30 protein-coding genes are annotated in these 26,439 nt (G+C 55.3%); 28 read left to right on the plus strand and 2 right to left on the minus strand.

The window, feature by feature from the left end:
• The first annotated feature begins 26 nt into the window (after window positions 1-26).
• The 22 genes from E308F_RS03745 to rsmI all read left to right on the plus strand — a co-directional run bounded on the left by E308F_RS03745 (window position 27) and on the right by rsmI (window position 18,232).
• Window positions 27-335: a YbaB/EbfC family nucleoid-associated protein gene (locus E308F_RS03745; RefSeq protein WP_216363931.1), complete on the plus strand. Its 309-nt coding sequence runs from the start codon at window positions 27-29 to the stop codon at window positions 333-335.
• Between the two features lie 3 nt (window positions 336-338).
• Complete coding sequence (gene recR, locus E308F_RS03750) at window positions 339-938, plus strand: recombination mediator RecR (protein ID WP_141263608.1); 600 nt, start codon at window positions 339-341, stop codon at window positions 936-938.
• A gap of 77 nt (window positions 939-1,015) precedes the next feature.
• Window positions 1,016-1,222 carry a DUF2508 family protein gene (locus E308F_RS03755; protein ID WP_141263609.1) on the plus strand — a complete coding sequence of 69 codons (207 nt, stop codon included), beginning with the start codon at window positions 1,016-1,018 and terminating at the stop codon, window positions 1,220-1,222.
• Window positions 1,212-1,487, plus strand: a complete 276-nt coding sequence (locus E308F_RS03760; RefSeq protein ID WP_141263610.1) for a pro-sigmaK processing inhibitor BofA family protein — start codon at window positions 1,212-1,214, stop codon at window positions 1,485-1,487. Before E308F_RS03755 ends, E308F_RS03760 begins: the two co-directional genes overlap by 11 nt.
• A 271-nt stretch (window positions 1,488-1,758) precedes the next feature.
• Window positions 1,759-2,298 (plus strand): hypothetical protein, encoded by a 540-nt coding sequence (locus tag E308F_RS03765; protein WP_253260385.1) that lies wholly within the window; start codon window positions 1,759-1,761, stop codon window positions 2,296-2,298.
• A 45-nt stretch (window positions 2,299-2,343) separates the two neighbouring features.
• Window positions 2,344-3,435 carry a ferredoxin oxidoreductase gene (locus E308F_RS03770; RefSeq protein WP_141263612.1) on the plus strand — a complete coding sequence of 364 codons (1,092 nt, stop codon included), beginning with the start codon at window positions 2,344-2,346 and terminating at the stop codon, window positions 3,433-3,435.
• Entirely contained in the window at window positions 3,435-4,229 is a 795-nt protein-coding gene (locus E308F_RS03775; RefSeq protein ID WP_141263613.1) for a thiamine pyrophosphate-dependent enzyme, read from the plus strand. Before E308F_RS03770 ends, E308F_RS03775 begins: the two co-directional genes overlap by 1 nt.
• The gene (locus tag E308F_RS03780; protein WP_141263614.1) at window positions 4,213-4,779 is read left to right on the plus strand and encodes a 2-oxoacid:acceptor oxidoreductase family protein; all 567 of its coding nucleotides are present in this window, start codon (window positions 4,213-4,215) and stop codon (window positions 4,777-4,779) included. Before E308F_RS03775 ends, E308F_RS03780 begins: the two co-directional genes overlap by 17 nt.
• Window positions 4,776-5,075 carry a 4Fe-4S dicluster domain-containing protein gene (locus tag E308F_RS03785; RefSeq protein ID WP_141263615.1) on the plus strand — a complete coding sequence of 100 codons (300 nt, stop codon included), beginning with the start codon at window positions 4,776-4,778 and terminating at the stop codon, window positions 5,073-5,075. Before E308F_RS03780 ends, E308F_RS03785 begins: the two co-directional genes overlap by 4 nt.
• Before the next feature lie 361 nt (window positions 5,076-5,436).
• Window positions 5,437-5,724: a type II toxin-antitoxin system Phd/YefM family antitoxin gene (locus E308F_RS03790; RefSeq protein ID WP_141263616.1), complete on the plus strand. Its 288-nt coding sequence runs from the start codon at window positions 5,437-5,439 to the stop codon at window positions 5,722-5,724.
• Complete coding sequence (locus tag E308F_RS03795; protein ID WP_141263617.1) at window positions 5,721-6,134, plus strand: putative toxin-antitoxin system toxin component, PIN family; 414 nt, start codon at window positions 5,721-5,723, stop codon at window positions 6,132-6,134. Before E308F_RS03790 ends, E308F_RS03795 begins: the two co-directional genes overlap by 4 nt.
• Before the next feature lie 812 nt (window positions 6,135-6,946).
• Entirely contained in the window at window positions 6,947-7,870 is a 924-nt protein-coding gene (gene fmt, locus E308F_RS03800; protein WP_172613477.1) for a methionyl-tRNA formyltransferase, read from the plus strand.
• A gap of 322 nt (window positions 7,871-8,192) precedes the next feature.
• Window positions 8,193-9,587 carry an FAD-binding oxidoreductase gene (locus E308F_RS03805; protein ID WP_141263619.1) on the plus strand — a complete coding sequence of 465 codons (1,395 nt, stop codon included), beginning with the start codon at window positions 8,193-8,195 and terminating at the stop codon, window positions 9,585-9,587.
• 13 nt (window positions 9,588-9,600) lie between these two features.
• On the plus strand, window positions 9,601-10,959 hold the full coding sequence (locus E308F_RS03810; protein WP_141263620.1) for an FAD-binding oxidoreductase: 1,359 nt from the start codon (window positions 9,601-9,603) through the stop codon (window positions 10,957-10,959).
• 18 nt (window positions 10,960-10,977) lie between these two features.
• Entirely contained in the window at window positions 10,978-12,273 is a 1,296-nt protein-coding gene (locus tag E308F_RS03815) for a (Fe-S)-binding protein (RefSeq protein WP_141263621.1), read from the plus strand.
• Between the two features lie 112 nt (window positions 12,274-12,385).
• A complete protein-coding gene (locus E308F_RS03820; protein WP_141263622.1) occupies window positions 12,386-13,162 on the plus strand; it encodes a polysaccharide deacetylase family protein in 777 nt (258 codons plus the stop codon).
• 50 nt (window positions 13,163-13,212) lie between these two features.
• Window positions 13,213-14,643, plus strand: a complete 1,431-nt coding sequence (locus E308F_RS03825; RefSeq protein ID WP_141264088.1) for an aminotransferase class I/II-fold pyridoxal phosphate-dependent enzyme — start codon at window positions 13,213-13,215, stop codon at window positions 14,641-14,643.
• Between the two features lie 40 nt (window positions 14,644-14,683).
• Entirely contained in the window at window positions 14,684-15,319 is a 636-nt protein-coding gene (gene tmk / locus E308F_RS03830) for a dTMP kinase (protein WP_141263623.1), read from the plus strand.
• An 18-nt stretch (window positions 15,320-15,337) separates the two neighbouring features.
• Window positions 15,338-16,195, plus strand: coding sequence for a DNA polymerase III subunit delta' (gene holB, locus E308F_RS03835; RefSeq protein WP_172613476.1), 858 nt, complete (start codon window positions 15,338-15,340; stop codon window positions 16,193-16,195).
• A 67-nt stretch (window positions 16,196-16,262) separates the two neighbouring features.
• Window positions 16,263-17,075, plus strand: coding sequence for a PSP1 domain-containing protein (locus E308F_RS03840; RefSeq protein ID WP_141263624.1), 813 nt, complete (start codon window positions 16,263-16,265; stop codon window positions 17,073-17,075).
• Entirely contained in the window at window positions 17,065-17,382 is a 318-nt protein-coding gene (locus E308F_RS03845) for an initiation control protein YabA (RefSeq protein ID WP_141263625.1), read from the plus strand. Before E308F_RS03840 ends, E308F_RS03845 begins: the two co-directional genes overlap by 11 nt.
• Window positions 17,375-18,232, plus strand: coding sequence for a 16S rRNA (cytidine(1402)-2'-O)-methyltransferase (rsmI, locus tag E308F_RS03850; RefSeq protein WP_141263626.1), 858 nt, complete (start codon window positions 17,375-17,377; stop codon window positions 18,230-18,232). The genes E308F_RS03845 and rsmI overlap by 8 nt, the downstream gene beginning before the upstream one ends.
• Before the next feature lie 45 nt (window positions 18,233-18,277).
• On the opposite strand, the gene E308F_RS16760 is transcribed toward rsmI, so the two are convergent.
• Window positions 18,278-18,535 (minus strand): AbrB/MazE/SpoVT family DNA-binding domain-containing protein, encoded by a 258-nt coding sequence (locus E308F_RS16760; RefSeq protein ID WP_141263627.1) that lies wholly within the window; start codon window positions 18,533-18,535, stop codon window positions 18,278-18,280.
• Window positions 18,536-18,719: 184 nt separating this feature from the next.
• Between E308F_RS16760 and metG the strand changes: the two genes are divergently transcribed.
• Together metG and E308F_RS03865 are read left to right on the plus strand one after the other, a co-directional pair.
• Complete coding sequence (gene metG, locus E308F_RS03860; protein ID WP_141263628.1) at window positions 18,720-20,672, plus strand: methionine--tRNA ligase; 1,953 nt, start codon at window positions 18,720-18,722, stop codon at window positions 20,670-20,672.
• Window positions 20,673-21,443, plus strand: coding sequence for a TatD family hydrolase (locus E308F_RS03865; RefSeq protein WP_141263629.1), 771 nt, complete (start codon window positions 20,673-20,675; stop codon window positions 21,441-21,443).
• Here the strand turns inward: E308F_RS03865 and E308F_RS03870 are convergent, their stop codons facing one another.
• Window positions 21,444-22,571 carry an AAA family ATPase gene (locus E308F_RS03870; protein WP_141263630.1) on the minus strand — a complete coding sequence of 376 codons (1,128 nt, stop codon included), beginning with the start codon at window positions 22,569-22,571 and terminating at the stop codon, window positions 21,444-21,446. It abuts the gene before it with no gap.
• Between the two features lie 237 nt (window positions 22,572-22,808).
• On the opposite strand from E308F_RS03870, the gene E308F_RS16700 reads away from it, so the two are divergent.
• The 4 genes from E308F_RS16700 to E308F_RS03890 all read left to right on the plus strand — a co-directional run bounded on the left by E308F_RS16700 (window position 22,809) and on the right by E308F_RS03890 (window position 26,399).
• Window positions 22,809-23,795, plus strand: coding sequence for a 3D domain-containing protein (locus E308F_RS16700; protein ID WP_141263631.1), 987 nt, complete (start codon window positions 22,809-22,811; stop codon window positions 23,793-23,795).
• A gap of 114 nt (window positions 23,796-23,909) precedes the next feature.
• Window positions 23,910-24,911, plus strand: a complete 1,002-nt coding sequence (locus E308F_RS16705; protein WP_172613814.1) for a ubiquitin-like domain-containing protein — start codon at window positions 23,910-23,912, stop codon at window positions 24,909-24,911.
• A 124-nt stretch (window positions 24,912-25,035) separates the two neighbouring features.
• Window positions 25,036-25,917: a 16S rRNA (adenine(1518)-N(6)/adenine(1519)-N(6))-dimethyltransferase RsmA gene (gene rsmA, locus E308F_RS03885; protein ID WP_141263632.1), complete on the plus strand. Its 882-nt coding sequence runs from the start codon at window positions 25,036-25,038 to the stop codon at window positions 25,915-25,917.
• Window positions 25,917-26,399: a ribonuclease H-like YkuK family protein gene (locus tag E308F_RS03890; protein ID WP_172613474.1), complete on the plus strand. Its 483-nt coding sequence runs from the start codon at window positions 25,917-25,919 to the stop codon at window positions 26,397-26,399. The genes rsmA and E308F_RS03890 overlap by 1 nt, the downstream gene beginning before the upstream one ends.
• The last annotated feature ends 40 nt before the right edge of the window (window positions 26,400-26,439 follow it).

The raw sequence follows: 26,439 nt of genomic DNA on the forward strand, positions 1-26,439 counted from the left end.
AAAGGAGGACTATTAAGCCAGTGGGTATGAACAATATCAACAAGATGATGAAGCAGATGCAAAAGATGCAGGCCCAGATCGCCAAACTCCAGGACGAGCTGGGGGAAAAGACAGTGGAAGCAGCCGCCGGCGGCGGTGCCGTTGTGGCTACGGCCAACGGCCGCCAGGAAATTGTCGGGATAAAAATTGACCCGGCTGCCGTGGATCCTGATGATGTGGAAATGCTCCAGGACCTGATCCTGGCCGCCGTCAACGAAGCCTTGCGCCAGTCCCAGGAAATGGCGGCCAGGGAAATGGGAAAAATTACGGGAAACATGCGGCTGCCGGGGTTTTAAAAAATGAATTACCCGGAACCCCTGAACAAACTGATTGCAGCCCTGGGCAAACTGCCGGGAGTGGGACCCAAAACAGCCCAGCGCCTGGCCTTCTACCTTCTCAACGCCCCGGCGGCAGAGGCGGAAAACCTGGCCGCAGCCATCCTGGAGGCCCGCCGTAAGATCCATTATTGCTCTATATGCGGTAACCTCACCGACCGCGATCCCTGCCTTCTGTGCACCGATCCGGAAAGGGATCATACCATAATCTGCGTGGTGGAGGAGGCCCGGGACATTGTGGCCCTGGAAAAAACCCGCCAGTACCGGGGCTTATATCATGTTTTACAGGGTGCCATTTCACCCGTGGACGGGATAGGCCCGGACCAGCTAAAGGTTAAAGAGCTTTTACGGCGCCTCCAGGGAGGGAAGGTCAAAGAAGTAGTGCTGGCCACCAATGCCGATGTGGAAGGAGAGGCCACGGCCCTTTATCTCGCCAGGCTGTTAAAGCCCCTGGCCGTCAGGGTAACCCGCCTGGCCTACGGCCTGCCGGTGGGAAGCGACCTTGAATACGCCGATGAAATCACCCTGGCCCGGGCCTTCAGCGGCCGCCATGAAATGGAATAAAAATGGAATAAAAAGCAGGCAAGAAATTATTCCCAGCTGCATATTTTATAAGCAAATGGCAGTTGGGAGGTGGCCGCATGCAGGAGTGGGGCCTGAAAGCGGAACTGGAAGTGCTGGCCGAAGCTATTAGGGAAGCCAGGGAAGAATGGTGGGCAGCCCAGCGCTTTTTTGCCGAGGTAACGGAACCCGATCTGGTGGATCAGGCCATCTACCGGCTGGAAGCGGCAGAAAGGAAATATATGTACCTGTGGAAGTTAGTAAGGAGTGGTAGCCATGGGTGGTGAGACCGTCCAGCTGATTCTGGCAGGTATTTTTTTACTGTTTCTATTTTATCTCGTGGGCAGCATTTTATTAAAGCCCTTGAAGTGGATTTTTAAGATTATTGTTAACTCCTTCTTCGGACTTCTCCTCCTCTGGGCTTTTAACTTTTTTGGTTCCAATTTTAACTTTTTCATCCCCCTGAACTGGCTTACTGTTTTAATCGCCGGTTTTCTGGGACTACCCGGATTAATCCTGCTGATTTTTTTACGCCTGGTCCTGGGGACGTGAGGGTAGGTATACACCCGGGGCGGCCCGCGGCACCAGCAGTCCGGTTAAAGCCGGGCTTTTTTATTTTTTAGACAGTATTTCAAAGCGGGAGCCATGCCTGCAAGTATGCTATTTCTGCAGGAGCGCATACTAACTACCGGGGTGAAGAAAAGCGCGTATCGTTGAGGCTTACCTGGGGGAATACGGCAGCGGCAAGTCGGAAAACGCCGTTAACCGGGCTGTTTTTTTACGGGAGCAGGGACGGCAGGTAACCCTGGCCGACCTGGATACCGTGGAACCGTGCTATACTTTGCGCCCCCTGAAACTCAAGCTGGAAGCCATGGGGATCAAGGTACTGGGCTGGGAGACGCGGCAGGTGACCGGCTGGGGTGAGGCCGGGACGGTCCTGCACCCGGCTGTCCGCTGGGCCCTGCACCAGGAAGGGGACGTGATCATCGATGCCGGCTATGGCACAGCCGGTGCCGGTACTTTACACTTGCTGGAAGGAGCAGGAACAGCATCCGATCTCCGGGTCCTGGCTGTGATCAATACTGCCCGCCCGGCCACGGCCACGGTTGAGGATATTATCGTCCATGTACGCTCTTTAGGCCGGGTGGACGGCCTGCTCAATAACACCCACCTGGGGGAAGAGACAACGGTAGACCTCATCCAGGCCGGGGCCAGGAAGGTAACTGCTGCGGCCCGGGAATTAAACCTCCCGGTAGTGGCCACGGCAGTAATGTTCGAACTGGCCTCATTTATAGGCGAGCGCGATATTTGTGGCAATCCTGTCCGGGCAATCAAACGCTACATGCCCCTGGCATTCTGGTAGGGGTATTTTCCCAGGGGGATTTTCGCTGGAACGGGGTGTATAATTATGGCAACCAGGCCAGTTACGGGCGAGCAGCGGGCCTTCATGACCGGCAACGAGGTGGTGGCCTGGGCGGCCCTGGCCGCCGGGGCCGACATCATGTACGGCTACCCCATTACGCCGCAGAATGAAATCATGCACTACTGGACCCGGATGGCGCCCAAATATGAACGGGGCTTTCTCCAGACGGAAGATGAAATCGCGGCCGGTTTTGCTACTGTCGGGGGTGTCCTGGCAGGGAAGCGGGCCTTTACGGCTACGGCCGGGCCGGGCAACGTCCTGATGCAGGAAGCCATGGCCATGGCCGAAATGATGCGCCTGCCCACGGTAGTTGTGGTAACCCAGCGGGGCGGTCCTTCGACGGCCACGGTCATCTATTCCCAGCAGGAGCTCAATCTGACCTGTTTCGGCGGCAATGGCGAGGGCTTGAGGATTGTTTATTCCCCGTCTTCCCATGATGAGTTGTTTCTTTATACCATTAAAGCCTTTAACAGCGCCTGGAAATATCGTTTTCCCACCTTTGTCCTGGGGGACGGGTATCAATCCAAAATGCGGGAACCGGTAACCATCTTCGACCCTGAAGCCCGGGGCATTACCATGGAACCGTGTCGCCCCATGGTGGGCCTGCCGGGCCTGCCTGGAGAAGAGCGCGACCCGGTCCACCTGCGTAATACCTATAACCTGGAAGATGAGCTTTATGAGGTGCTGATGACCGCCATAAAAGAGTATGAAGCCATAGCGCCGCAGGTGGTGGAGTGGGATACCTACGCCGTCGATGACGCCGAGTTGCTTATTATTGCCCACGGGGTTGTTTCCCGGGCCGCCCGGGCGGCCGTTGTTTCCCTGCGGGAAAGAGGTTTCAAGGCCGGCTATTTCCGGCCCGTAACCTTAAAGCCCTTCCCGGCGGAAACCTTGAGGCCCCTGGCAGCCCGGGCCCGCAACCTCCTGGTGGTCGAGTCGGCCTACGGGCAGCTAAAACGGCAGGTCCAGGCCGGCCTTTACGGCCTGGAGACGCCGGTCACCGGCTACCTGCGCCCGGGAATGGGGATTACGCCGGAAGAAATAGTGGAGTTTGTCCATGCGAAGGAGCTGATCTAATGGCCATCGCCGCCCAACCGCAAATGCCCCGGGTATGGCGGGCAGAGACCAAGCCCCACAAGTTTTGCCCCGGCTGCGGCCACGGTATAGTCCTCAAAGCCCTGGGGGAGGCTATCGACGCCCTGGATATCCAGGAACGAACCATCTTTGGATGCGACATCGGCTGCTCGCTGCTTTCCTGGGACTTTTTCAACCTGGACACCGTCCAGACCCACCACGGCCGCACCACGCCGGTGCTGGTGGGCATCAAGCGGGCGCGGCCGGAACTGGTGGTCGTTTCCTACATGGGCGACGGCGGCGCCTACGCCATCGGCGCCCAGCACCTGGTCAGCAGCGCCAGCCGCAACGACCTGGTGACGATTATCGTGGTCAACAATACCGTCTACGCCATGACCGGCGGCCAGATGGCCCCGACCACCCTGCCGGGACAGAAGACGGAAACCACTCCCTATGGCCGCGACGCCAGGCTCACCGGCCGGCCCATCCTGGGCCCGGAACTGGTGGCGGCCATTGCCCCGCCGGGAGCCTACGTCGCCCGCGGGAGCATAGCCAATATCGTCCAGCTGAAAAACTTTATCCAGAAAGGCCTGCAGAACCAGCTGGAAGGCCGGGGTATCGCCTTTATCGAGGCCCTGTCGTCCTGCCCCACCAACTGGCATACCAATGCTGCCGCAACCTGGCGTTTTGTGGAAAAAGAAATGACCGCCTATTTCCCTGTCGGGGAACTAAGGACACCGGAAGAGAAAGCAGCCGGCCGGCTCCAGGAGGTGCCACCCCGTGGATTTCAATCTTAAAATCGCCCTGGCCGGGGAAGGAGGGCAGGGGGTGCAGTCGGTGGCCGAGATTATCACCGAGGCGGCCTATCAGGCCGGCTTCCAGGCCCTGTATATCCCCAATTTTGGCGTCGAACAGCGGGGCGGCGTTTCGGTGGCCTTTGTTCAGGTAAGCAGGGAGCCAGTGAGCGCGCCCAAGTTTACTACCGGTGATATTGTGGTAGCTTTAAGCCACCGGGCCGTAGAGCGGGTACGGCAGTATGTAGGCGAAAAGACATTACTGGTTTATGAGGCCGGCCTGGAAGACGACGTGCGGCAGGTTTACGGGGAAAGGCAGAGACGTCTGGCCGTCCCGGCCCTGGCCATAGCCCAGGAGGAAATGCACCCCAGGGTCTTTAACGTCATCATCCTGGGAGTGCTGGTGGGCGTAACGGGCTTTTTAGAGCGCCGGGATGTAGAACAGGCCCTGGAACGCCAGTTTGGCCACAAGTTTGCTCAGGACCCGGACCTCAGGGAATTAAACTACCGTGCCCTGGACCGGGGGTACGAGATAGGGAGAGAGAACTTATGAGCGTAACTTTCAAAGCCATTACCACCGAGAATGGCAAAGGGATCTTCCATCTGTTCCCGGCCCTGTGCAAGGGCTGCGGCCTCTGCATCGAGAAGTGTCCTGTAGACACCATCGGCTGGGCTAAACAACTGGGGGCCTTCGGTACCCCGGTGGTGGAACCGGGGCACGGGAAACCCTGCATTGCCTGTAAAAAATGCCAGCTCGTCTGCCCCGATGCCGCCATCTGGATCGAAAGGCGCGACGGCAAGGGCCGGGATACTAGCCTGACAGCTGCTCCGGAAAAGCATGTCCAGTAATTGGACGCGGGGCAGGAAGCTGGCGTAGATCTATTTTGATGGCTTGTAAGTTGGCCAGAAAGCGGCGTAAATAAAACTACAGGTTAGAAATATCCCAGTAGAGATGCCGTCAGCCGCGCTCTTTTAGAAACTTAGGGGTCTCCGTAGGGAAAAATGGAACTCCAGCACCAATGGCAGTAAAGCCTTTGCCGACCTGAAGCTCCATGATATCTCCATATCTCCAACACCATCATAAGGATCTATAGATGGGTCCGGAACCCTATTTTATGCAAAAGCCGCAAGGCTAATTTTATTGTCTTTATTGATATATGTAGCCTGATCGTGTACAATTAGTGTATCATAACTTCCGGGGGGCTTAAAGGTGCGTTTTGTGACCGTGCGTGAATTAAGGATAAAATCGGGCGAGATATGGCGCCAGTTACAAAAGGAGGGAGAGCTGGTAATTACCTCTAATGGTAAGCCAGTGGCGGTACTTTCCAATATAGAAGAAAAATATCTGGAAGAGTACTTGCAAAACTTGCGTCGTGTCCGGGCAGTACTGGCTGTAAAAAATATGCAAGCAAGAGCCAGGGAAAAAGGATTGAATAAAATTAAGGACGCAGAAATTGAAGCTGAAATTAAAGCCGTTAGACGGAGCCGCAGCCAATGAAAATTGTCCTCGATACAAACGTGTTGGTTTCGGGACTTTTGAAAGCCCATAGCCATGCCGGTACCATTGTCCGGCTCATTGCTAATGGTCGAATCAAGGTTGTTTATGATGCCCGTATCCTATCTGAGTACCGCGAAGTGCTTTGTCGTCCCAAATTTGGTTTTGCCAAAGCAGAAGTTGATGCCCTTATAACCCTGATCGAAGCAGAAGGTATTCTAGTGACAACTGAACCCTTGCCGGTGCCATTACCAGATCCTGATGACGAACCTTTTCTAGAAGCTGCTATGGCCATTGAAGGAGCCATACTTGTTACAGGTAACAAGAAACACTTTACGGTGCCTGAATCTCCAGTAACTATTCTTAATCCTTCGGAATTTATCTCCCTTTGGCGAAATATCAAACATAAATAATGCACTTTAGCACGGATGGTTTTGCGAAAATATATTATTTAACAAAGAGGATGAGAAAAGCAATTTACTGGACACAGGGCTCATGGACCTGCGCGAAGTCGATCAATTTTTCTCTAGCCTGAGCTTTGGAAATATAGACGGATAAAAATATATAAAACTAGCCGCGGAGTGCCATCCCACGACAGGAAAATTTAGGTTTATGGCGAATAATGACATAAAATACAATTTATTGTAAACGAATCATGGGGCTGTTGCCAAACCTTTTGTAACTAATGCAACAGGACCAGGTATGAGTAACTATTGTACTTTTACTGTTGATTTTCCATAATGATTATAGCATAGATTGTGTTAGGCAGTGGAAAAAATGACCATGGGAAAGGAGTAAATTGGTTGGATAAATTTCTTAATAGTACCATCTGGAATACATTTATTCTTATAGTAATGGGGATAATAGCTTTCTTCACTAAAGAGATCGTAACCTTTTTTATGCTTGGATTTATAATTATTATCCTATCAAACATCTATAATGTCCTTAAAAAAATTAGTGATAAAATAGATTAATTACCCTGAGGGAGGTCTAAAACGCCTCTAGATTCTTAAAAACGCTATACTATCTGCCCAAAACAGAAACAGAAGGTTCATGTCTCCTGGCCACGATAGAGGCAAGAGTATATGGTCTGGCAGCCAGACGGCTGCGCCGGAAAAGCATTGACAGGGATGATGGAATAAGGATATATTAAAGTTGAGGGAAAATTTATAACCCCCATCTACCTGTCAGGGGTAGGCAAAAATATGGGAGGGGAGATGTTTTTTTGCGTATTATATTTATTGGCCAGGCGCCCTTTGGTAGAGACTGCCTGCAGGCCCTTCTTGATCAGGGGGAAGAAATTGCCGGCGTCCTCACCGTGCCGGACCGGCCGGGGCAAAAGGGGCCCAATCCGGTTAAAGAGCTGGCCCTGCAGCGCGGCCTGCCCCTCTTGCAGCCTGCGCGTTTGAAGGAACCGGAAGCCTTGACGTGGGTTAAAAACCTCAGGCCCGACCTGCTGGTGCTGGCCTTCGTAACCGATATTGTCCCCCAGGCCATGATTGACCTGGCCACTTACGGCGGCATTAATTATCACCCTTCATTGCTACCTAAATACCGCGGTGGCAGTGCCATGAACTGGGCCATTATCAACGGCGAAACGGAAACAGGCGTTACCATCCATCAGATTGATGCCGGTATTGATACGGGTCCCATTATCCTGCAGCAGAAAGTGGCTATCGACCCTGATGATACGGTAAAATCATTATACTTTGAGAAACTCTACCCCTTAGGCGTGCAAATGGTAGCCGAGGCCGTCCGTTTAATCCGGGAGGGGAAGGCGAGCCCGGTGCCCCAGGATGAGAGGCAAGCTTCTTTCCAGCCGGTAATAAAGGAAGCAGATGTGCAAATCGACTGGCGGCAAAGCACCCAAAAGATTTACAACCTTATCCGCGGTTCCAACCCCAACCCGGGGGCCTGGACTACCTTCCGGGGGGGAAAGCTAAAGATATGGGAGGCCAGTCCATACCGGGCATACGGCAACCCGGGTACCATAGTAGCAATCCCGGGCGAGGAAGGCTTTGTTATCGCTACAGGAGACGGGGCCATTCTGGTCCGCCGGGTGCAGTACGGTAGCTCTTCCGATAAGGTTTCTGCCCTGCAGTTTGCAACTTCTGCTGCTATCCGGCCGGGTGAACAGGTGGGCATTTAATAATATATTCCCTGTCTGCTGGTTAGACCATAAGACAGGCAGCTAATTAATAAAAGAAGGAGAAAAAAGCTTTATCAGCGTTTTATTTTGTCTATCTAAAGGATTTTATAAACCAGACAATTCTTGACACCTGTCCAAAGTTATTGCTAGAGTTAAATTAATGAATATTATAGCTTTGTGATATTACTAACAAAATAGACAGGAGGCTGGTGCTGGCGGAAATATACTTTTTTATCCTGGTCGCACCGCTGGCGAGCGGTGTTTGGATATAGATAATGAGTCTGGCTATGATTTTTAATGGGGAAGGGAGAGGGGTTTAATAATGGTCGATCAATCAACCCTTAACGAGCTGGTGAGAATTGTCGGCAGAGAGAATGTCTTAACGTCAAAAGTATCTTTGAATACCTACATGTACGATGCTTCCCTCGTTTACGGCCAGCCCGAAGTTGTTGTCTATGTACAAAATGCCCAGCAGATAGCTGCTATCATGAAACTGGCCAGCAGTAAAAAGATCCCGGTAACCCCTCGCGGGGGTGGTACATGTTTGAGCGGCGGTGCTGTACCGCAGCGCGGCGGAATAGTTATTGTCATGACCAGGATGAACCGCATCCTGGAGATTGATCCCGAAAACCGGGTGGCGGTGGTGGAACCGGGCGTTACCAATATGGAACTGCAAAAGGCCGTCGCTCCTTATGGTTTGGTTTATATGCCCGACCCGGCCAGCCAGAAAGTATCGACCATGGGAGGCAACCTGGGAGAGAACTCGGGTGGTATGCGCGGGATTAAATATGGCCTCACCAGGGACCATATCATCGGCATGGAGCTTGTTTTATCGAACGGTGAAATTGTGCAAATCGGAGGCAAACTGGAGCCGATTGCCCAGGAATTAAACCTCAATGCCCTGCTGATTGGTTCGGAGGGCAACCTGGGTATTGCTACCAAGATCATTTGTAAGTTGACGCCTGCACCCCGTGCCAACCGCACCATGCTGGCCACCTATAAAACCCTTGAAGATGCCGGCACTTCAGTCTCGGCCATCATTGCCCGCGGCATTATCCCCTGTACCCTGGAACTGATGGACAACAAGATCATCAATGCCGTTGAAGACTGGCTGCATATCGGCTTGCCGGTAGATGCAGGTGCTATACTCTTAATTGAGGTGGACGGCTGGGATGCCGGCCTGGACCGCCAGGCGCAGCAGATAATGGAGATCTGCCGGGAGAATGGGGCTACCGATGTAAAGCTGGCCAAGAATGCCAAGGAACGGGACGACCTGTGGACGGCACGGCGTATGGCTATTGGTGCCATTGGCCGCCTGGCTCCCAATTACGATATGGAAGATGCCACCGTACCCCGCACCAAACTACCGGAGATCCTGAAAGAAGTGAACCGTTTAAGTCAGGAATATAATCTGGCCATTGGTATGCTGGCCCACGCCGGCGACGGCAACCTGCATCCCCTGGTTCTTTTCGATGAGCGGAATAAAGAACAAATGGAGCGGGTGGAAAAAGTTAGGGCCGCCCTTTTCCGCAAGGCCCTGGATCTGGGTGGCACCCTGTCTGGCGAGCATGGCATTGGCCTGGCCAAACTGGAATTTGTACGCTGGGCCTTCAACCCGGAGGAACTCCGGTTTTTACGCCGGGTGCGCCTGGCCTTTGATCCCAGCGAGATATTAAACGCCGGTAAGACTGTACCCGATACCGATACGGCGGCCTGAGGAGGACAGCAAAATGCGGCAAGAAAATATTAATAAGCTGGAGAAGATTCTTGGTGCCGGGAATTGTCAGATAGACCCAGACATCCGGCGCCAGCACAGCTGCAGCAAGACGGCCCTGCCGGACGCTGTTGTTTACCCGGAGAGCAGCCAGCAGGTAGCTGAGGTTTTGAAGCTCGCCGGTGAAGAGGGCATACCTGTGGTCCCCTGGGGAGCTGGTACCATGGCCTGCCGAGGCCTGTTGCCGCTGGCGGGAGGGTTGTTAATCAACCTTACCCGGATGAATAAAATTATTGAATATGATTATGAGAACATGACCGCCTATGTGGAAGCTGGTATCCCCCTGGGCGAGCTGCAAAAAACGTTGCGGACCCATAACTTATACTGGCCCGTCGAGCCGGTAGAACCGGATACCTGCACCGTTGGCGGGTGCATAGCCGCCGGTGCGTCAGGCCCCAGCAAGCTCGGTTATGGCGATGTTAAATTTCATATTTTAGGCCTGGAAGTTGTTTTACCTACCGGAGAAATTATCCACACCGGCGGGAAAACCGTTAAAAACGTCCAGGATTATGATAACACCCGCTTTCTGGCCGGCTCCTGGGGAGCCCTGGGCATTATCACCAAGGCCATGTTGAAATTAAGGCCCGTGCCGGAAAAGGAAACGACGGTTTTCTTGCCCTTTAAACAACTGAAAGAAGCCATAGCAGCGGCCCGCATCATCAGGAATGATACCTTACCTGTGGCTCTGGAATTACTGGACGGCGCCGCCATGGCGGTACTGGCCCGGGCCGGGTGGAAGGCTGATGGTAAGGGACCCGGCGTGCTGGTGGCCTATAATGGCTTTAGAGAACAGGTAGACACCCAGGTTGATTATGTCAAAAAACAATTTCCGGCTGCCACCATCTTGGAAGGGGAGGCGGCTGCTGCCGCCTGGCAGGCCCGCCGGCAGCTATTCCCTGTCTTTGCCGGTGCGTCCGGGGCCATTCTGGCCAGCGTAGCCATACCTTTTACTGCCATGGAGGAATTTTTAACCCGGGCCCGCGACGAGCTGAAACAGAGCCGCAAAGGAGCAGCCCTGGCAGCCCATTTCGGCAACGGTCACGTCCATATTTTCCTCGACGAGGCTCCAGGTGCCTATGCCGGTGTACAGGAAACTGTTAATCGCCTGGCAACACTAGCCGGAGACCTGGGCGGGCTGCTGGTTGTAGATAATATCGATGACCTGACTTTAACGCGGCGCTGGGTTGAGGCGCGGGGGAGGGCTGTTATGGAGTTACTGTCCCGGCTTAAGGCGGCCTTCGACCCGCAGCGGATTATGGCCCCCAACAGCAAGGTCCTGGCGTATGTTATTGATAACAGCAGGGCGGTATCCTGAGACGAGGAGGAACAGGTCATGGTCAAGACTTTTCGGCAGTATGAAGAAGATATCGTACGTTGTAACCGGTGCGGCTTTTGCGAAGAGGTATGCCCTACCTATAAGGTAACCGGCGAGGAGTTTTCCCTGGCCCGGGGGCGCAACCGTTTGATGCGCCAGTCCATGGAAGGACACTTTGATTTAACCAAAGAGCCGGAGATAAACCACCATATTTACTCCTGCCTTCTCTGCGGCGCCTGCGTTGTCACCTGCCCCTCCTCCGTTATTACCGATACCCTGGTTAAGGCTGCCCGGGCGGAAATTACCCGTGCCAACGGCAATCCCTTCCCCATTCGCATGGCCCTGCGCGGCGTTCTGGCCAGGCAGAGGCGCCTGACCCTGGGGGCGAAGGCCCTGCGCTTTTACCAGCGCAGCGGCGCCAGGTGGCTCGCCCGCCATACCGGCTTCCTTGGTTTGCTGGGGTCCCTGGGCAAGGCTGAAGGGCTGCTGCCCGACATCCCGGCCCGTACTTTGAGGGAGCGCTTACCGGAAGTTTTAAAGAAGCCCCTGAAACCCCGCCATAAAGTGGCCTATTTTGCCGGTTGCATGATGAACAACTTCTTTCCCCAGGTCGCCGAATCTACCCTGCGTGTTTTCCAGGAAAATGATATCGAGGTTGTGGTACCGGTTTCCAACTGCTGCGGTATTCCCCACGAAGCTTACGGCGAGACAGAAATGCATATCAAACTGGCCAAAGAAAACCTGGATTCCTTTAAACGCTTTAATGTGGAAGCGGTAGTTACCGATTGTGCCAGCTGCGCCCACGGTCTTCACTATTATGCCGAACTCCTTAAAGATGACCCCGAGTATGGCCCCCTGGCGCAGGAGTTTGCCGCCAAGGTAAAGGAAGCCTCCCAGTACCTGGCGGAAGTGGGCTTTAAGAAAGAGATGGGACCGGTCAACGCCACCGTAACCTATCATGATCCCTGCCATGCCGTCCGGGGGCTGAAAATCAAGAATGAGCCGCGCCAGATTTTAAAGAGCATCCCGGGAGTCAAATTTGTGGAGATGAATGAGTCCGACTGGTGCTGCGGCGGTGCCGGCTCCTATAACGTTACCCATTATGACTTATCGCAGCGAATCCTGGCCCGTAAGATGGAGAACTTTAAGAAAACCGGTGCCCAGTACCTGGCAACTTCCTGCCCGGCCTGCCTGATGCAGCTGGCCCACGGCCTGGACGTCCACCATTTACCTGCCCGGGCCATCCACGTCATGCAGCTTCTGGACCAGGCCTACCAGAACCGGTCTGTGAAGAGCGGTGCCAGGGCTGTTTAAGGGAACTGGCAGCTTGAGCCCCCTGTCTGATCGGCAGGGGGCTTATCTTATCCCCCTTTTCATTTCATATAGCAATGCAGGGCTGAATAGGATCATCTCAGGGGGTGAGGAGATGATCCTGTTATGGCGCCGGCGCCGGTTGGTCAACATCCTGATCCCGGCGCTGTTGTTTTTCCTGGGTTTATACCTGGGTGCCAGGCTGGCCGATTACCAGCCCCTGGCATCTATGGTTGGGCGGACCAGGAAATTATTGCCTATATACAGCGTTTACACCACAGAAAAAAAGGTAGCCCTTTCCTTTGATGCCACCTGGGGTGCAGAGTACACACCCAAATTGTTAACCACCTTAAAACAGCATAATGTTAAAACGACCTTTTTTTTAACCAATATCTGGCTCAAGAAATACCCCGAAGTTGCCAAACAGATCGCTGCTGCCGGTCATGAAATCGGCCTGCACTCGGCCACCCATCCTCATTTTACCGCCTTAAGTGAGGCGGAAATGGAAAAAGAGCTGCAGGAAAATAGCCGGATGGTGCGGGAAATAACTGGCTATAAGGCAGAACTCTTCCGGCCTCCCTTTGGCGATTATAACGACACGGTCATCCGTACCGCGGAGCGGCTGGGGTACCGGGTCATCCAGTGGGATGTGGATTCCCTGGACTGGCAGGAACACATGACGGCCGGGGCCATTTTGAACCGGGTGTTAAAAAACATTAAACCGGGCTCCATTGTTCTTTTTCACAATAACGGTCGCTATACGGCCGATGTTCTGAGCCCCCTCCTGGAAAAGCTCAAGGCCGATGGCTACCAGGTGGTGCCGGTAGGGGATCTGATCATCAAGGGGGATTACTATATTGACCACGCCGGCGTACAGCACCCCGGGCGATGAGGGGGCGAAAAAATATTTTGTAGGCCCGGGATGTGTGTTACAATAACATCGTGAAGACCCAAGGGCAAGCGCCTCTCTGGGAGGCGCTTTTAAATTACCGGCGCCAGCGACTTAATTCCTGGCATACACCCGGTCATAAGGACGGAGCCTATACCTGGCCCTCCTGGCGGCAGGCCCTGGGGGAGGAAACCCTGGGGCTGGACCTTACCGAGGTGCCGGGTTTGGACAATCTGGCCTGTCCCGGCGGGGCCATCCGGGCGGCCCAGGAGAAGGCCGCCGCCTTTTATGGGGCGGCGCGGACCTTTTTTCTGGTGAATGGGGCCAGCAGCGGCCTTATGGCCGTCATCCTGGCTGTCTGCCGGCCCGGGGATGAGGTTATACTACCCCGTTATGCCCACCGTTCCGTTTTTAACGGTTTGATCTTGAGCGGGGCCAGGCCGGTTTATATGGAAACGGAATGGCTGGCCTCACCCGGCATCCCTCTGGGGGTGACCCCGGCGGTTTTAGCCAGAACACTTAAGGCCCATCCCCGGGCCAGGCTCCTGCTCCTGGTTCACCCAACCTATGAGGGGATCGTTCCCCATAGCCGGGAACTGATAGCCCTGGCCCATGACCATGGCCTGGTCGTCCTGGTAGATGCCGCCCATGGAGCCCACTTCGGCCTTGACCCGATGCTGCCGCCCTCACCCCTGGCCCTGGGGGGGGATTATGTGGTTCAGAGCACCCACAAGACCATGGGGGCCCTTACCCAGGCGGCCATGTTGCACCTGCGGGAAGCCGGGACAGGTGATGCAATAGCAGCGGCTTTAAACCTTTTACAGACCACCAGCCCTTCCTATTTACTGCTGGCTTCCCTGGATGTGGCCCGGCTCCAGGCGGAAGAGCGGGGCCGGCGGGACTGGGGCCGGACTGTGGCCAGGGCGTTGCGGCTGCGGGAAAAACTGGCAGCGGCCGGCATACCCTGCCTGGCCCCTGCAGATGTGACGGGACCTGCGGCTTCCGGCCTGGATGTCACCCGCTTGTTGTTGCCGGCGGCCCCTTTCGGTGTCAGCGGGCCGGAAATAGCTGCCTTTTTACGACGCGCCGGTCAGGAAATAGAGCTGGCCGGGCCGGACTATATCCTGTTAATCATCACCCCCGGCGATGGCGGGGCCAAAATCAATTCTCTCTTGAAAGCTCTGCTGGCCCTGCCGCGGGTGGCCGGCCGGGTGCCGCCGGAAGCAAATGGTAAAGCGGGAGCAAGTCCCGGCCCCTGGACTGTTCCGCCCCGGCAGGTGCTGACGCCCCGGGAAGCCTGGCTGGCCCCCCGGCGGGAAATACCCTTAAAGGAGGGGGAAGGCCGGATTTGCGCCGAGCTGATCGCCCCCTGCCCCCCCGGCCTGGCCCTGGTCGTACCGGGAGAGGTCCTGACCGAGGAAGTAATTGCCAGGCTGGTATGCTTGCGGGGGCCGGAGGGTAAGGTGCTGGTAGTAGATGAGTGAGAAATGTTTATTCTTTAGGAAAAAGTGCAGGTGACGTTACGTGCCTGGCGGCCTGTTCATTACCCTGGAGGGTCCGGACGGTGCCGGCAAGACTACCCAGATGGAACGCCTGGAGCGTTTCTTACGCCGGCGGGGCTATGCTGTCGAATGTACCCGGGAACCCGGCGGGACGCTCCTGGCTGAAGCCATCAGGCAGCTGCTCCTGGAACCGCGCTACGGTCCTGTTGATGCCCGGGCCGAAATCCTGCTCTATGCTGCCGCCAGGGCCCAGCATGTAGCCGAGCGCATCCGGCCGGCCCTGACAGCAGGGAAAATAGTCCTCTGCGACCGCTTTACAGATTCCAGCATCGCCTACCAGGGTTACGGCCGCAAGCTGGGGATAGAGATGGTGCGCCAGGTAAACAAAATGGCTACCGGGGGCCTCTTACCGGATCTTACCCTTTTAATCGATGTACCGGTAGAGTTGGGTTTGGCGCGGCTCCGGGGGAAAGGAACTGCCGACCGCCTGGAGGGGGAAGACCTCGCCTTTCACCGGCGGGTACGCCGGGGTTACCTGGAATTGAGGCGCCTGGAGCCGCAGCGCGTTCGCCTCATTGATGGTACCGGTTCCCCGGATGCTGTGTGGTCGCAGATTGAAAAGGTAGTAGAGCCCTGGCTGGAAGCGAGGGGAGGCTGAATGGCAGCAGGAGAGCAGATGGCAGGTGTGAAGCCGAAAGCTTTAATGGCGGCCCGCCGGCAGCTGCAGCAGGCCCTGCAAAAGGGTAAACTCGCCCATGCCTATCTCCTGGCAGGCGGTAGTGAGGCTGCGCGGATAGAACTGGCCAGGTACCTGGCTGCGGCCCTGAACTGCCGGGAACCCCGCGAGGGGGAACCCTGCGGCCGCTGTCGTTCCTGCCGGCAAATGGCCGGCGGTAACCACCCGGATTTTTATCTCTTCAAGCCCCAGGGTACCACGCTAAAAATTGACCAGATCCGGGAACTGGAAAGGCAGTTGGCTTTTCGGGCCTTCCAGGGAGGGGCCAGGGTGGCCGTCCTGGCCGGGGCCGATGCTATGACCGAAGCAGCAGCCAACTGTTTGCTGAAGACCCTGGAAGAGCCCCCGGAAGGAGCTTATCTTATTTTACTGGCTGCCCAGCCGGACTTATTGCTGCCCACCATCCGTTCCCGCTGCCAGGAACTGCACCTGGGCTGGGAAAGCGGGGTTTCGCCTGCCGGTGTCACTTACTGGAACCGCCTGACGAGGGCCGGTTTGGCGGCAATGTTGCAAGAAATCCTGCCCGAGCTGGAAAAGGAAAACGATCTCCAGGGCGTTCTCCAGGCCATGGCCCTGGCCTGCCGGGACCAGCTGGTCTGGCAGTTAACAGGAGCGGCAACACTATTACTGCAGCCAGGATGCTTTTTACCGGTACCGCTGTCACCGCGGAAACTATGGCGTTGTTTCCGGCTCATCCAGGCTGCGCAGGCGGCTATTGAACGCAACGGCAACCGCCGCCTGGCCCTGGAAGTATTGATGTTTAACCTGCACCGGGAGCTGGCCGATACCCCTGTATAGAGCGGGAACTTTCGTGATGCTTAGCTTCCACCATTATTAAATAGACGCAAATGCAGGGAGGTGAAACATTATAGTTACTGTTATTGGCGTTCGGTTTAAAAAGGCCGGTAAAATATATTACTTTGACCCTGGCGAACTGGAGCTTAACAGGGGCGACCATGTAATCGTGGAGACTACCCGGGGCCTGGAATATGGTGAAGTGGTCATCCCGCCGCGCCAGGTTGATGAAGACCAGGTAGTGCAGCCGTTGCGGCCGGTTATCCGCCGGGCAACGGCGGCCGATACCGAACAGGTGAATATCAACCGCCAGAAAGAGAAGGAAGCCTTCGTCATCTGCCGGCAAAAAATTGCCGAGCACGGTTTGCCCATGAAATTAATTGACGTCGAATTTACCTTTGACGTGAGCAAAATCATTTTCTACTTTACGGCCGAAGGGCGGGTCGACTTTCGCGAGCTGGTCAAAAACCTGGCGGCTATCTTTCGCACCCGCATAGAATTACGCCAGATTGGTGTCCGGGATGAAGCCAAGACGCTGGGTGGGCTGGGTTGCTGCGGCCGGCCTATCTGCTGTGCCACTTTTCTGGGTGAGTTTGACCCGGTTTCCATCCGTATGGCCAAAGAACAAAACCTGTCTTTAAATCCCACCAAGATTTCAGGCCTGTGCGGCCGGCTTATGTGTTGCCTGCGTTACGAGAATAACGTTTATGAAGAGGCACGACGCCACTTCCCTCCGTGTGGCACCATGGTCAAGACACCGGCAGGTTCGGGCCGGGTAACAGGGCACAATATCCTTAAGGAAACCGTCATGGTCGAAATACCCGAGCATGGTACTATGGAATTTCCCCTGAAAAATATCGGGAGAGAAGAGCATGAGCAGTAATTTTGCGGATTCTCAAGGCGGCACACTGGCTGTAGCCCTGGCGGAACTGGAAGGGCACCTGGGTGAGGTTTTAAAGGAAGTCCGGCGCCTCCGGGCTTTAGCGCGGGCCCTGGAGGAAGAAAACCAGCGCCTCAGGACTATCATGTTTGCAGAACAGGCCGGGGAAGGAGGTTACCAGCAGCTATTACGCTTTTATGAGGAGGGTTTCCACGTTTGCCCGCCCCATTTTGCCCGGGTGCGGGATAGTGATGGCTGCCTTTTCTGCTTGAGTTTCTTAGAGAAGAAGGGATTACATCCCCATGGCTAGCCTTTACCTGGTAGCAACCCCCATTGGCAATCTGGAAGACATTACCCTGCGGGCTCTAAAGGTCCTGCAGGAGGTCGATTTAATCGCTGCTGAGGATACACGCCGCACCCGGGAACTCCTGGCCCATTATGATCTGCACACGCCCCTGACCAGTTATCACCGCCACAACCAGGCCAGTAAAACTCCTTATTTATTAAAGATGCTCCAGGAAGGCAAGGAGGTTGCTGTTGTTTCCGATGCCGGCCTACCGGGCATCAGCGACCCGGGAGAAGAGCTGGTGCGGCGAGCGATAGCCGCCGGCATCACAGTAGTACCCATTCCCGGCGCCAACGCCGCCCTTACGGCCCTGGTGGCCTCCGGTTTACCGGCCGGCCGTTTCGTCTTTGAGGGTTTTTTGCCCCGGGCCGGGAAGGAGCGCCGGGAAAGGCTGGCAGCCCTGGCGGCCGAGGAACGGACCTTGATTTTTTATGAGGCCCCGCATCGCCTGGTGGCTACCCTGGCGGATTTAACGGCAACCTTGGGAGAACGCCGGGTTGCCGTTGGCCGGGAGCTGACAAAAAAATTTGAGACCATCTGGCGGGGGTTGCTGTCGGAAGCAGTAGCGCATTTCCAGGCCAACCCGCCCCGGGGAGAGATTACCCTGGTAGTGGCCGGGGCCGACCCGCCCCCCTTGCCGGCTTATGATCCGGCCCGGGCGGCAGCGGAGGTGGCGGAGCTGGAAGCTGCCGGTTGCGACCGTAAAGAGGCTATGGCCAGGGTAGCCAGGCGCTACGGCCAGCCCCGGCGGGAAATTTATCGCGCCTGCCTGCAGGCCCGTAAAAAAGGCTGCCAGGCTCCCCTGACAAAATAAAAGGCGCCTGAAGGCGCCCCTTTTCCATACTTGCTTTTACCTGATTTAGACAGCCCTGGCCTGCTGGCTCATGGCTTCCAGGCATGACCGGCAGACGTTTTTGCCGTGGAAATTGACGATGTCCTCGGCATTACCACAGAAAACACAGCCGGGCTCATACTTTTTCAGGATAATTTTCTCGTGGTCGACGTAAATCTCCAGGGCGTCTTTTTCATCGATGCCCAGGGTACGCCGCAGCTCAATGGGAATGACTACCCGGCCGAGCTCGTCCACTTTACGTACCACACCCGTAGATTTAATCATGGCTCTCCCCTCCCCATTTCAACATGTTTCGACAACCTGTCTATATGGTACCAGCGTTTCCAGTAAAAGTCAACCATATTTCGGACAAAAAATTAGCCTTCTCGCGCCATTATAGCCAAAACTTGACAACTTGCTCTTTTTTTTAATATAATACTCCTGAATTTGCCGAAAGGGGACGACCAGGATGGGGGACAAGGTTTTCTACGTTACCACCCCTATTTATTATCCCAGCGATAAACTGCATATTGGTCATGCCCTGACGACCACCATGGCCGATACCCTGGCCCGCTACAAGCGCCTGCGTGGTTATGATGTTTATTTTCTCACCGGTTCCGACGAGCACGGCCAGAAGATCCAGCGCAAGGCCCGGGAAGCAGGCCTGCCGCCCAAAGCGTACGTTGACGGGATAGTGGCCACTTTCCAGGAACTCTGGCGCCGTCTTAATATTTCTTATAACGACTTTATTCGCACCACCGAACCGCGCCATACGCGGGTGGTCCAGCAGCTGCTGCAAAAAATTTACGACCAGGGGGATATCTATAAGTCCACCTACGAGGGCTGGTACTGTACCCCCTGTGAAACCTTCTGGACAGAACGGCAGCTCAAGGACGGCAACTGCCCCGACTGCGGCCGGCCGGTGGAACTGGTAAAGGAAGAAAGCTATTTCTTCCGGATGAGTAAATATGCCGATCGCCTGTTGCAATATATAAAAGAACATCCTGACTTCATCCTGCCCGTTTCCCGGCGCAACGAGATGATCAGCTTTATTGAAGGCGGCCTTGAGGACCTGTGTATATCCCGGACCACCTTTGACTGGGGTATACCGGTGCCCATGGACCCCAGGCATGTTATTTATGTCTGGTTTGATGCCCTCACCAACTACATTTCCGCCCTGGGCTACGGCACGGAAGATGATCGCCTCTTCCGTAAATACTGGCCGGCTGCCGTGCACCTGGTGGGTAAGGATATCGTCCGCTTCCATACCATTATCTGGCCCATTATCCTCATGGCCGCCGGTATTGACCCGCCGCGCCAGGTCTTTGGCCACGGCTGGCTCCTGGTGGACGGCGGCAAGATGTCCAAGTCCAGGGGCAATGTTGTCGATCCCATGGTGCTCATCGATCGCTACGGCGCCGACGCCATCCGTTATTTCCTCTTGCGGGAAATGCCCTACGGCGCCGACGGTTACTACAGTGAAGAGGCCTTAATTGCCCGCATCAATACCGATCTGGCCAACGACTTTGGCAACCTGTTGAGCCGCACGACGGCCATGATTGAAAAATTTAACGGCGGGGTGATTGCCGCGCCCTGCAGCCCGGAGCCCCTGGATGAGGAGTTAAAGGCCATAGCCAGGGCTGTGCCGGATGAGGTGGACGCGGCCCTGAACAATTTTGAATTCGCGCGGGCCCTCACCGCCATCTGGCGCCTGGTTAACCGGGCCAATAAATACATTGAGGAGACGGCTCCCTGGGCCCTGGCGAAAGACCCCTTAAAGAAACCGCGCCTGCAGACGGTCCTTTACAACCTGGCCGAGGCCATGCGCCAGGCTACCATCATGGTGGGGCCCTTTATGCCCGGCGTACCGGCCCGGGTGTGGGAGCAGCTGGGCCTTGCGCATGTCCCTGCGGCCCATACGTGGGAAAGCCTGGCCACCTGGGGAGGGATTCCCGCCGGCACCCGGGTGAAACGAGGCCCGGCCCTCTTCCCTCGCATTGAACTTGACGAACAGGAAGGAGAAGACCAGGTGACACTACAGGAGAAGCCGGCGACGTCGCCCGCAGTTAAAGAAGACACAGCTGTTAAACCCGTGGCCGAAGAGATAACCATCGAGGAATTCGCCCGGCTCAAGCTGCGGGTAGCTGAGGTGCTGGCCGCAGAAAAGGTGGCCAACGCCGACAGGCTCCTGAAGCTGGAAGTTAAAGTTGGTGACGAACGGCGGACTATCGTGGCGGGCATCGCCCGCTACTACCGGCCGGAAGAACTGGTGGGCAAAAAGGTGGTTATTGTAGCCAACCTGAAGCCGGCCAAAATTAAGGGCATTGTCTCCCAGGGGATGGTGCTGGCGGCTGTCGCCGGCGATACCTTAAGCCTCATCACACCGGAGCGGGCTGTTCAGGACGGCGCCCAGGTGCGGTAAATGCCGGAACTCATTGATTCCCACGCCCACCTCAACGATCCGGCCTTTGCCGCCGACCTGAACGGTGTCCTGGGCCGTCTGCAGGAGGCCGGCGTCGTGGCCGTAATCAACGTGGGTTATGATGTATCCTCTTCCCGGCGGGCGGTGGAGCAGGCCCACGCCTGGCCCTTCATCTACGCTGCCGTGGCCGTCCACCCCCATGATGCGGCGACTTTCGACACTGAGGCGGAGGCGGTCATCGGCGGCCTGGCAAGGGACAGCCGGGTGGTGGCCATTGGCGAAACGGGGCTTGACTACTATCGCAACCTTTCGCCGCGGCAACGCCAGCAGGAAGTCTTTCGCTGGCACCTGGAGCTGGCCCGATCTTTACGCCTGCCGGTGATTATCCATGACCGTGACGCCCATGGGGATACCCTGCGGATTTTAAAAAAGGCTGGGCCTTTCCCGGCGGGGGGCGTTCTCCACTGCTTCTCCGGCAGCTGGGAAATGGCCCGGGAGTGCCTGGAGATGGGCTTTTATATCTCCTTTGCCGGCCCGGTGACCTTTAAAAATGCTTCCAAGTTGCGGGCTGTAGCGGCACAGGTACCTCTGGAGCGGCTGCTGATTGAAACCGACTGCCCTTACTTAACCCCGGAACCGTACCGCGGCCGGCGCAACGAACCGGCTTATGTAGAATTGGTGGCCGGGGCCATAGCCGCTGTCCGGGGCCTGGCACCGGAAGCCGTCAGCGAAGCCACCGCGGCCAACGCCCGGCGCCTGTTTGGGATTTGATCAGAAAAATTCCCGCAGTACGTAATCACGGAACATCGGCTCAACGAATGTATAAGACCCGCGCCCCTTCTTCTCGATCACTGTTTTAGCCAGCAAATGATCTATCGTCCGTTTAATTTCATTAGGATTGGCGTTTTCTATGCTATAAATGCTGGTTCCTGTGGCAATGCGCTTTAATACCTGGCGTCCAGTGAAACTCAGGTTTAGATCGTCTAGTAATTCATCGTAGATGGGTGCAAGAGTCAGCAGGGCACGATCATATCCCAAGCGTACAAACTCAAGGGATATGGTGTTCTGCCCGGCTTCAAGCAATGCGTAGTATAGTTCGGAACATACAACCATCGTGTCCTGGGGATGCCCTCCGGTTTTACGGGTAATTTCCTTTATTGCTTCCGGGGTAGATGTGATTCCCCTGGTGCGGAACTTTTTGGCAATATATTCCGCCCAGGCCGTTTCGGGAATCGAGGGTATGGGAAGAATAGTGGCGAACCGGTAAAAGGCTTCCTTTTTGTCAGCGAATAGGGTTTTCATTATGCCCTCTTTTGATCCCAGGAACAAGTAGGCCACATCTTCTTGATTTTGAAAATAGGAACGCATCTTTTTATAGATTTCCGTCCCTGCTACCCGGCAAGCGTCTTGAAATTCATCGAACAAGATAACCACCGGCTTTTTATCCCGTTTAGCCAACACCCCGGGCAAGTTCAGCGCATAGTCAAGCAAGGCTTCATCGCTTTGCTCGCCTTGCGAAAGCCCCAAATCGAGTTCAAGGTCCTGGAGCTTAATTGCCAGTTTCGCAGTGCCGACAATGGTTTTAGTCCGGTCTTTCCACGCATCGATTGTCTTGCGAATGCCAGTCCTGTTTTCCAGGCAAGCGTTAATCAGCGCAACGGCCAGATCACGCTTGCTGGAAAGCCGGAAAAGATCAACTGAAGCGATATAAAAACCTTTTACCTTTAGCTGCCTTAGCACCTCATGGGCCAACGAGGTTTTTCCTATGCGCCGTGGGCCGTAAAGCATGACGCTTTGACCCTCAGAGAGCCTGGTTACAAGGGAGGTAATGAAGTCCTCCCTGTCGACGATATCTTCTTCCGCAACAGGACCGCCGATGGGAAATAGCTTACCTGGCATTATCAACGCCCCTTGATATTATTATCCATGATTATTACTTATTGTGTAATATTATATTACACAAAGCGTAATAAAGCAATATTTTCCCGGCCATTCCAAAACTCGCTCCAGTAAATAGGGGTATACCGCTTGAAATAGGTTATAATCCTCCTGCCTCCAGGGCAGGATTTTCTACGGGTATAAAAGGCGAATATTCTGGCAAGGCTATAGCTGGCATAATATGGAAGGAGTGACGTTATGTTCAAGATATTTCCTCCTTCCGGCCAGCGGCCTGCCTCTGGTCGGAGAAAACTATTGCTGGCGCTGACCTGCCTGCTGCTAGGGCTCCAGTCACTGCTGCTGGTAGGCTGGACCGGTAAACGCGTCGATATTTTTGCAGATGGCGGCGCCAGGCAGGTGGCCACCAGCCAGTGGTTCTTTGGCGAAGGATGGGACCCTGCTGGCAGCCAGATAAGAATAGGTGACTGGGTTTTACCCCTGCCCGGCGCCTGGTTCTGGCCAGGTTTAAAGCTGATCATGGCCGGCAGTGTGCCGGTAGCGGCTGAGATTGCCGGTCAGAACCTCTGGTCCCAGGTGCCGTTACCGGCGGCAGCCGGCATCCTGGCCCAGGAGGGCATAACCCTGGGTCCTGAAGACCGGGTAGAAAGCAATCTGGGCAGCAATGATCCATACCAGTATGTCCGGGTCATCAGGGTGGAAAATGCTATTGAACTGAGCCAGGAAGTAGTACCGCCTCCCCTGGTGCGCCGGCCGGATCGAACTTTACAGCCGGGGAAGGAAAAGGTTGTCCAGGAAGGTCAGCCTGGTGTTCGTTATTATAAATACCAGGTAAAGAAAGAGAATGGCGTCGAAGTCGAACGCCAGCTCCTGGACACCTGGATCGAAGTCCAGCCCCAGCCACGGATAGTGGCCTACGGTAGCCGCGCCTACCCGGCAGTTACGGCGGCCCGGGTGGGGGATACCCTGAAGGTGATAGCTACGGCCTATACCCACACCGGTAACCGGACGGCTACCGGCATCTGGCCCTACCGGGGAATAGTGGCCGTCGATCCCCGGGTCATCCCCCTGGGGACCAGGCTTTACGTAGAAGGCTACGGCTATGCCGTGGCCCAGGACACGGGTGGCCTGATTAAGGGCAACCGCATTGACGTGTTTTTAGAAAGTGAGGCCGAAGCCATCCAGTGGGGCCGGCGGCCGGTTACGGTGCGGATTCTCGGTTATTAGGAAAATAATACCAGATATGGGGGCAGGAAAATCTTCCCCCGCGTCGAAGTATTTATTCGTCGATGCCTCTCAAGAGGCAGGCGTAAAACCGATATTTTGCAGGGAGGTGACCCATTGGACGGGTGGATTACTCACTGGCGCCAGAAGACTTCCCGGGGGCGCCGCCGGCCCTGGCTCTGGCTCCTGGTGGCGGTATTGCTGCTTTTTACCGGCACTGGGTGGGGAGTAATGAACTTTGCCTGGAAGCAGGTAACCCTTCAGGTAGACGGGCGTGAAATCGAGGCCCGGACCTTTGCCGGCCAGGTAGGGCAATTTTTAAATGAGCAGCAGATTACCCTGGGGCCAGAGGATGTTGTTCTGCCGGCCCTGGACGCACCTGTGACTAAAGGCATGGTGGTGACGGTCAAAAGGGCCGTTCCGGTAAAGATAATTGCCGATGGGCAGGAAAGGGAAATATGGACTCCTTCGGTGACGGTGGCCGAGGTTTTAAATAAGGTGGGAGTAACCTTGCAGCCGCAAGACCGGGTTACCCCGGGTCTAACCACCACCGTAAGGGCAGGAGACACAATTAAAGTTACCAGGGTCACCTACAAAATGGAAACGGTTAACAGGGAAATTAATTACCGGGTGGAGCGCCGACCCGACGGGAAAATAGAAAAAGGTATTACCCGCCTGGTGCAGAGGGGGCAAAAGGGTATCCAGGAAGAAACATACCGGATCGTCTATGAAGACGGGCAGGAAACAGGCCGCGAGCTGGTAGTAACCAGGGTAGTTAAAGAACCTGTACCGGAGATAATAGCTGTAGGAACCCTGGATATGGCTTCCCGTGGGGGGTACAGTTTTCGCTTTGAGCGGGTTATCTGGGCCGTCGCTACGGCATACACCCACACTGGTTCACGGACGGCGACGGGGGTTTATCCCCGGGTAGGGACCATTGCCGTGGACCCCAATGTAATTCCCCTGGGTACCAGGCTCTACGTGGAAGGCTATGGCTTTGGCATTGCCCAGGACGTGGGCAGTGCTATCAAGGGTAACCGCATTGACGTTTTTCTGGACACGGAGGCGGATACGGCCCGCTGGGGCGTCCGCCGGGTGAAGGTTTATATTTTGCGCTAAAACCACCCTCCGGCGGGTGGTTTTTTGTTTTATGCCATCCGGCCTGCAATTTAGGTTTTTTCCATTTACATATATTTGTACCGTGGCTGCAGATGTAGTATAATACCTCTATGGAGGGATAGGGGTGGATTCTGTAGCCACGCCAGGTAAAACCCTGGCCCTGATCCGGGAAAAAGGGCTGGTACCCCGTAAATCCCGGGGCCAGAATTTTCTTGTGGATAGCAACATCGTGCGAAAGATCGCCAGGGCCGCCGGCCTTGGCCCTGATGATACAGTTGTCGAGATAGGCCCCGGCCTGGGGGCCCTTACCCAGGAGCTGGCGGAACAGGCGGGACTGGTAATTGCCATTGAAATCGACCGGGATTTAATATCTGCTTTAGAAGAAAACTTAAAGGATAAGGTCAATGTGCGCCTGGTTGCCGGCGACGCCTTAAAAGTTAATTTTGACGAGCTAGTTGCCAGATTTAAGAGAGATGGAGGAGGAAGGTTGCCCACATATAAGCTGGTGGCCAACCTTCCTTATTATATAACCACCCCCATCCTGATGCATTTACTGACCGGTAAATTTCAGATTACGGAACTTGTTTTAATGGTCCAGGCTGAAGTGGGCTACCGGATGCTGGCCTTACCGGGAAGCAAGGATTACGGCGCTTTGAGTGTAGTGGTCCAGTATTATACAAAACCAGCTATTATCTTGAAGGTACCGCGCACCGTCTTTTACCCGCGGCCGGAGGTCGACTCCCTGGTTGTGAAACTGACCCGCCGACCTGAGCCGGCCGTACAGGTAGGGGATGAAGATTTCTTTTTCCGGGTGGTCCGGGCCGCCTTTAACCAACGGCGTAAGACTCTATTAAACGCCCTGGGGAGCCTGGGGTTGGAACGTCCCCTGTTACTAAAAGCGATGGCAGCTACCGGAGTTGATCCCCGGAGAAGGGGAGAGACCTTGACGATTGAAGAGTTTGCCAACTTGAGTAAAGCGTTACAACAGCAAATAGAAAGAAGGTGATGACGGTGTATTATATCAGTCCTACCAAGGGTCGCCTGACGGCTGAAGAAATGTTTGCCGACATGATGCAGTTTATCGAGGCCAATCCCGAAGCCCAGTACAAGATCATTATTGGCACGGATTCCCAGGCTCGGCTCCGCACCTGCTTTGTTACAGCTGTAATAGTTCACCAGGTAGGCAGGGGAGCCCGTTACTACTACAGAAAAAGGTACCAGCGCAAGATTACTTCCTTACGCCAAAAGATCTTTTATGAAACGGCTTTGAGCCTGGAAACGGCAACCTTTATCGCTCAGAAGCTATCAGCCAGCGGTCATGCTGATCTCAACCTGGAGATCCACCTGGACATCGGGCCCAACGGCAATACCAGGGATTTAATCCGGGAAATTGTCGGCATGGTGGTGGGCAGCGGTTTTGCCGCCAGGATCAAACCCTATTCATGCGGGGCCTCCAAGGTGGCCGATAAATATACCAAGAGCGGTTAAAGCAGGTCGACACCGGCCTTTTCAAGCCCGGCGGTTATGT

Source organism: Moorella sp. E308F (assembly GCF_006538365.1).
Taxonomy (GTDB): domain Bacteria; phylum Bacillota; class DSM-521; order Neomoorellales; family Neomoorellaceae; genus Neomoorella.

Excerpts from the sequence above, each read along its gene's own strand:
- E308F_RS03745 (WP_216363931.1), top strand. The coding sequence starts at position 27 with ATGAACAATATCAACAAGATGATGAAGCAGATGCAAAAGATGCAGGCC.
- recR (WP_141263608.1), top strand. The coding sequence starts at position 339 with ATGAATTACCCGGAACCCCTGAACAAACTGATTGCAGCCCTGGGCAAA.
- E308F_RS03755 (WP_141263609.1), top strand. The coding sequence starts at position 1,016 with ATGCAGGAGTGGGGCCTGAAAGCGGAACTGGAAGTGCTGGCCGAAGCT.
- E308F_RS03760 (WP_141263610.1), top strand. The coding sequence starts at position 1,212 with ATGGGTGGTGAGACCGTCCAGCTGATTCTGGCAGGTATTTTTTTACTG.
- E308F_RS03770 (WP_141263612.1), top strand. The coding sequence starts at position 2,344 with ATGGCAACCAGGCCAGTTACGGGCGAGCAGCGGGCCTTCATGACCGGC.
- E308F_RS03775 (WP_141263613.1), top strand. The coding sequence starts at position 3,435 with ATGGCCATCGCCGCCCAACCGCAAATGCCCCGGGTATGGCGGGCAGAG.
- E308F_RS03785 (WP_141263615.1), top strand. The coding sequence starts at position 4,776 with ATGAGCGTAACTTTCAAAGCCATTACCACCGAGAATGGCAAAGGGATC.
- E308F_RS03795 (WP_141263617.1), top strand. The coding sequence starts at position 5,721 with ATGAAAATTGTCCTCGATACAAACGTGTTGGTTTCGGGACTTTTGAAA.
- E308F_RS03805 (WP_141263619.1), top strand. The coding sequence starts at position 8,193 with ATGGTCGATCAATCAACCCTTAACGAGCTGGTGAGAATTGTCGGCAGA.
- E308F_RS03810 (WP_141263620.1), top strand. The coding sequence starts at position 9,601 with ATGCGGCAAGAAAATATTAATAAGCTGGAGAAGATTCTTGGTGCCGGG.
- E308F_RS03815 (WP_141263621.1), top strand. The coding sequence starts at position 10,978 with ATGGTCAAGACTTTTCGGCAGTATGAAGAAGATATCGTACGTTGTAAC.
- E308F_RS03820 (WP_141263622.1), top strand. The coding sequence starts at position 12,386 with ATGATCCTGTTATGGCGCCGGCGCCGGTTGGTCAACATCCTGATCCCG.
- holB (WP_172613476.1), top strand. The coding sequence starts at position 15,338 with ATGGCAGGTGTGAAGCCGAAAGCTTTAATGGCGGCCCGCCGGCAGCTG.
- E308F_RS03845 (WP_141263625.1), top strand. The coding sequence starts at position 17,065 with ATGAGCAGTAATTTTGCGGATTCTCAAGGCGGCACACTGGCTGTAGCC.
- rsmI (WP_141263626.1), top strand. The coding sequence starts at position 17,375 with ATGGCTAGCCTTTACCTGGTAGCAACCCCCATTGGCAATCTGGAAGAC.
- E308F_RS16760 (WP_141263627.1), bottom strand. The coding sequence starts at position 18,535 with ATGATTAAATCTACGGGTGTGGTACGTAAAGTGGACGAGCTCGGCCGG.
- metG (WP_141263628.1), top strand. The coding sequence starts at position 18,720 with ATGGGGGACAAGGTTTTCTACGTTACCACCCCTATTTATTATCCCAGC.
- E308F_RS03865 (WP_141263629.1), top strand. The coding sequence starts at position 20,673 with ATGCCGGAACTCATTGATTCCCACGCCCACCTCAACGATCCGGCCTTT.
- E308F_RS03870 (WP_141263630.1), bottom strand. The coding sequence starts at position 22,571 with ATGCCAGGTAAGCTATTTCCCATCGGCGGTCCTGTTGCGGAAGAAGAT.
- E308F_RS16700 (WP_141263631.1), top strand. The coding sequence starts at position 22,809 with ATGTTCAAGATATTTCCTCCTTCCGGCCAGCGGCCTGCCTCTGGTCGG.
- E308F_RS03890 (WP_172613474.1), top strand. The coding sequence starts at position 25,917 with ATGACGGTGTATTATATCAGTCCTACCAAGGGTCGCCTGACGGCTGAA.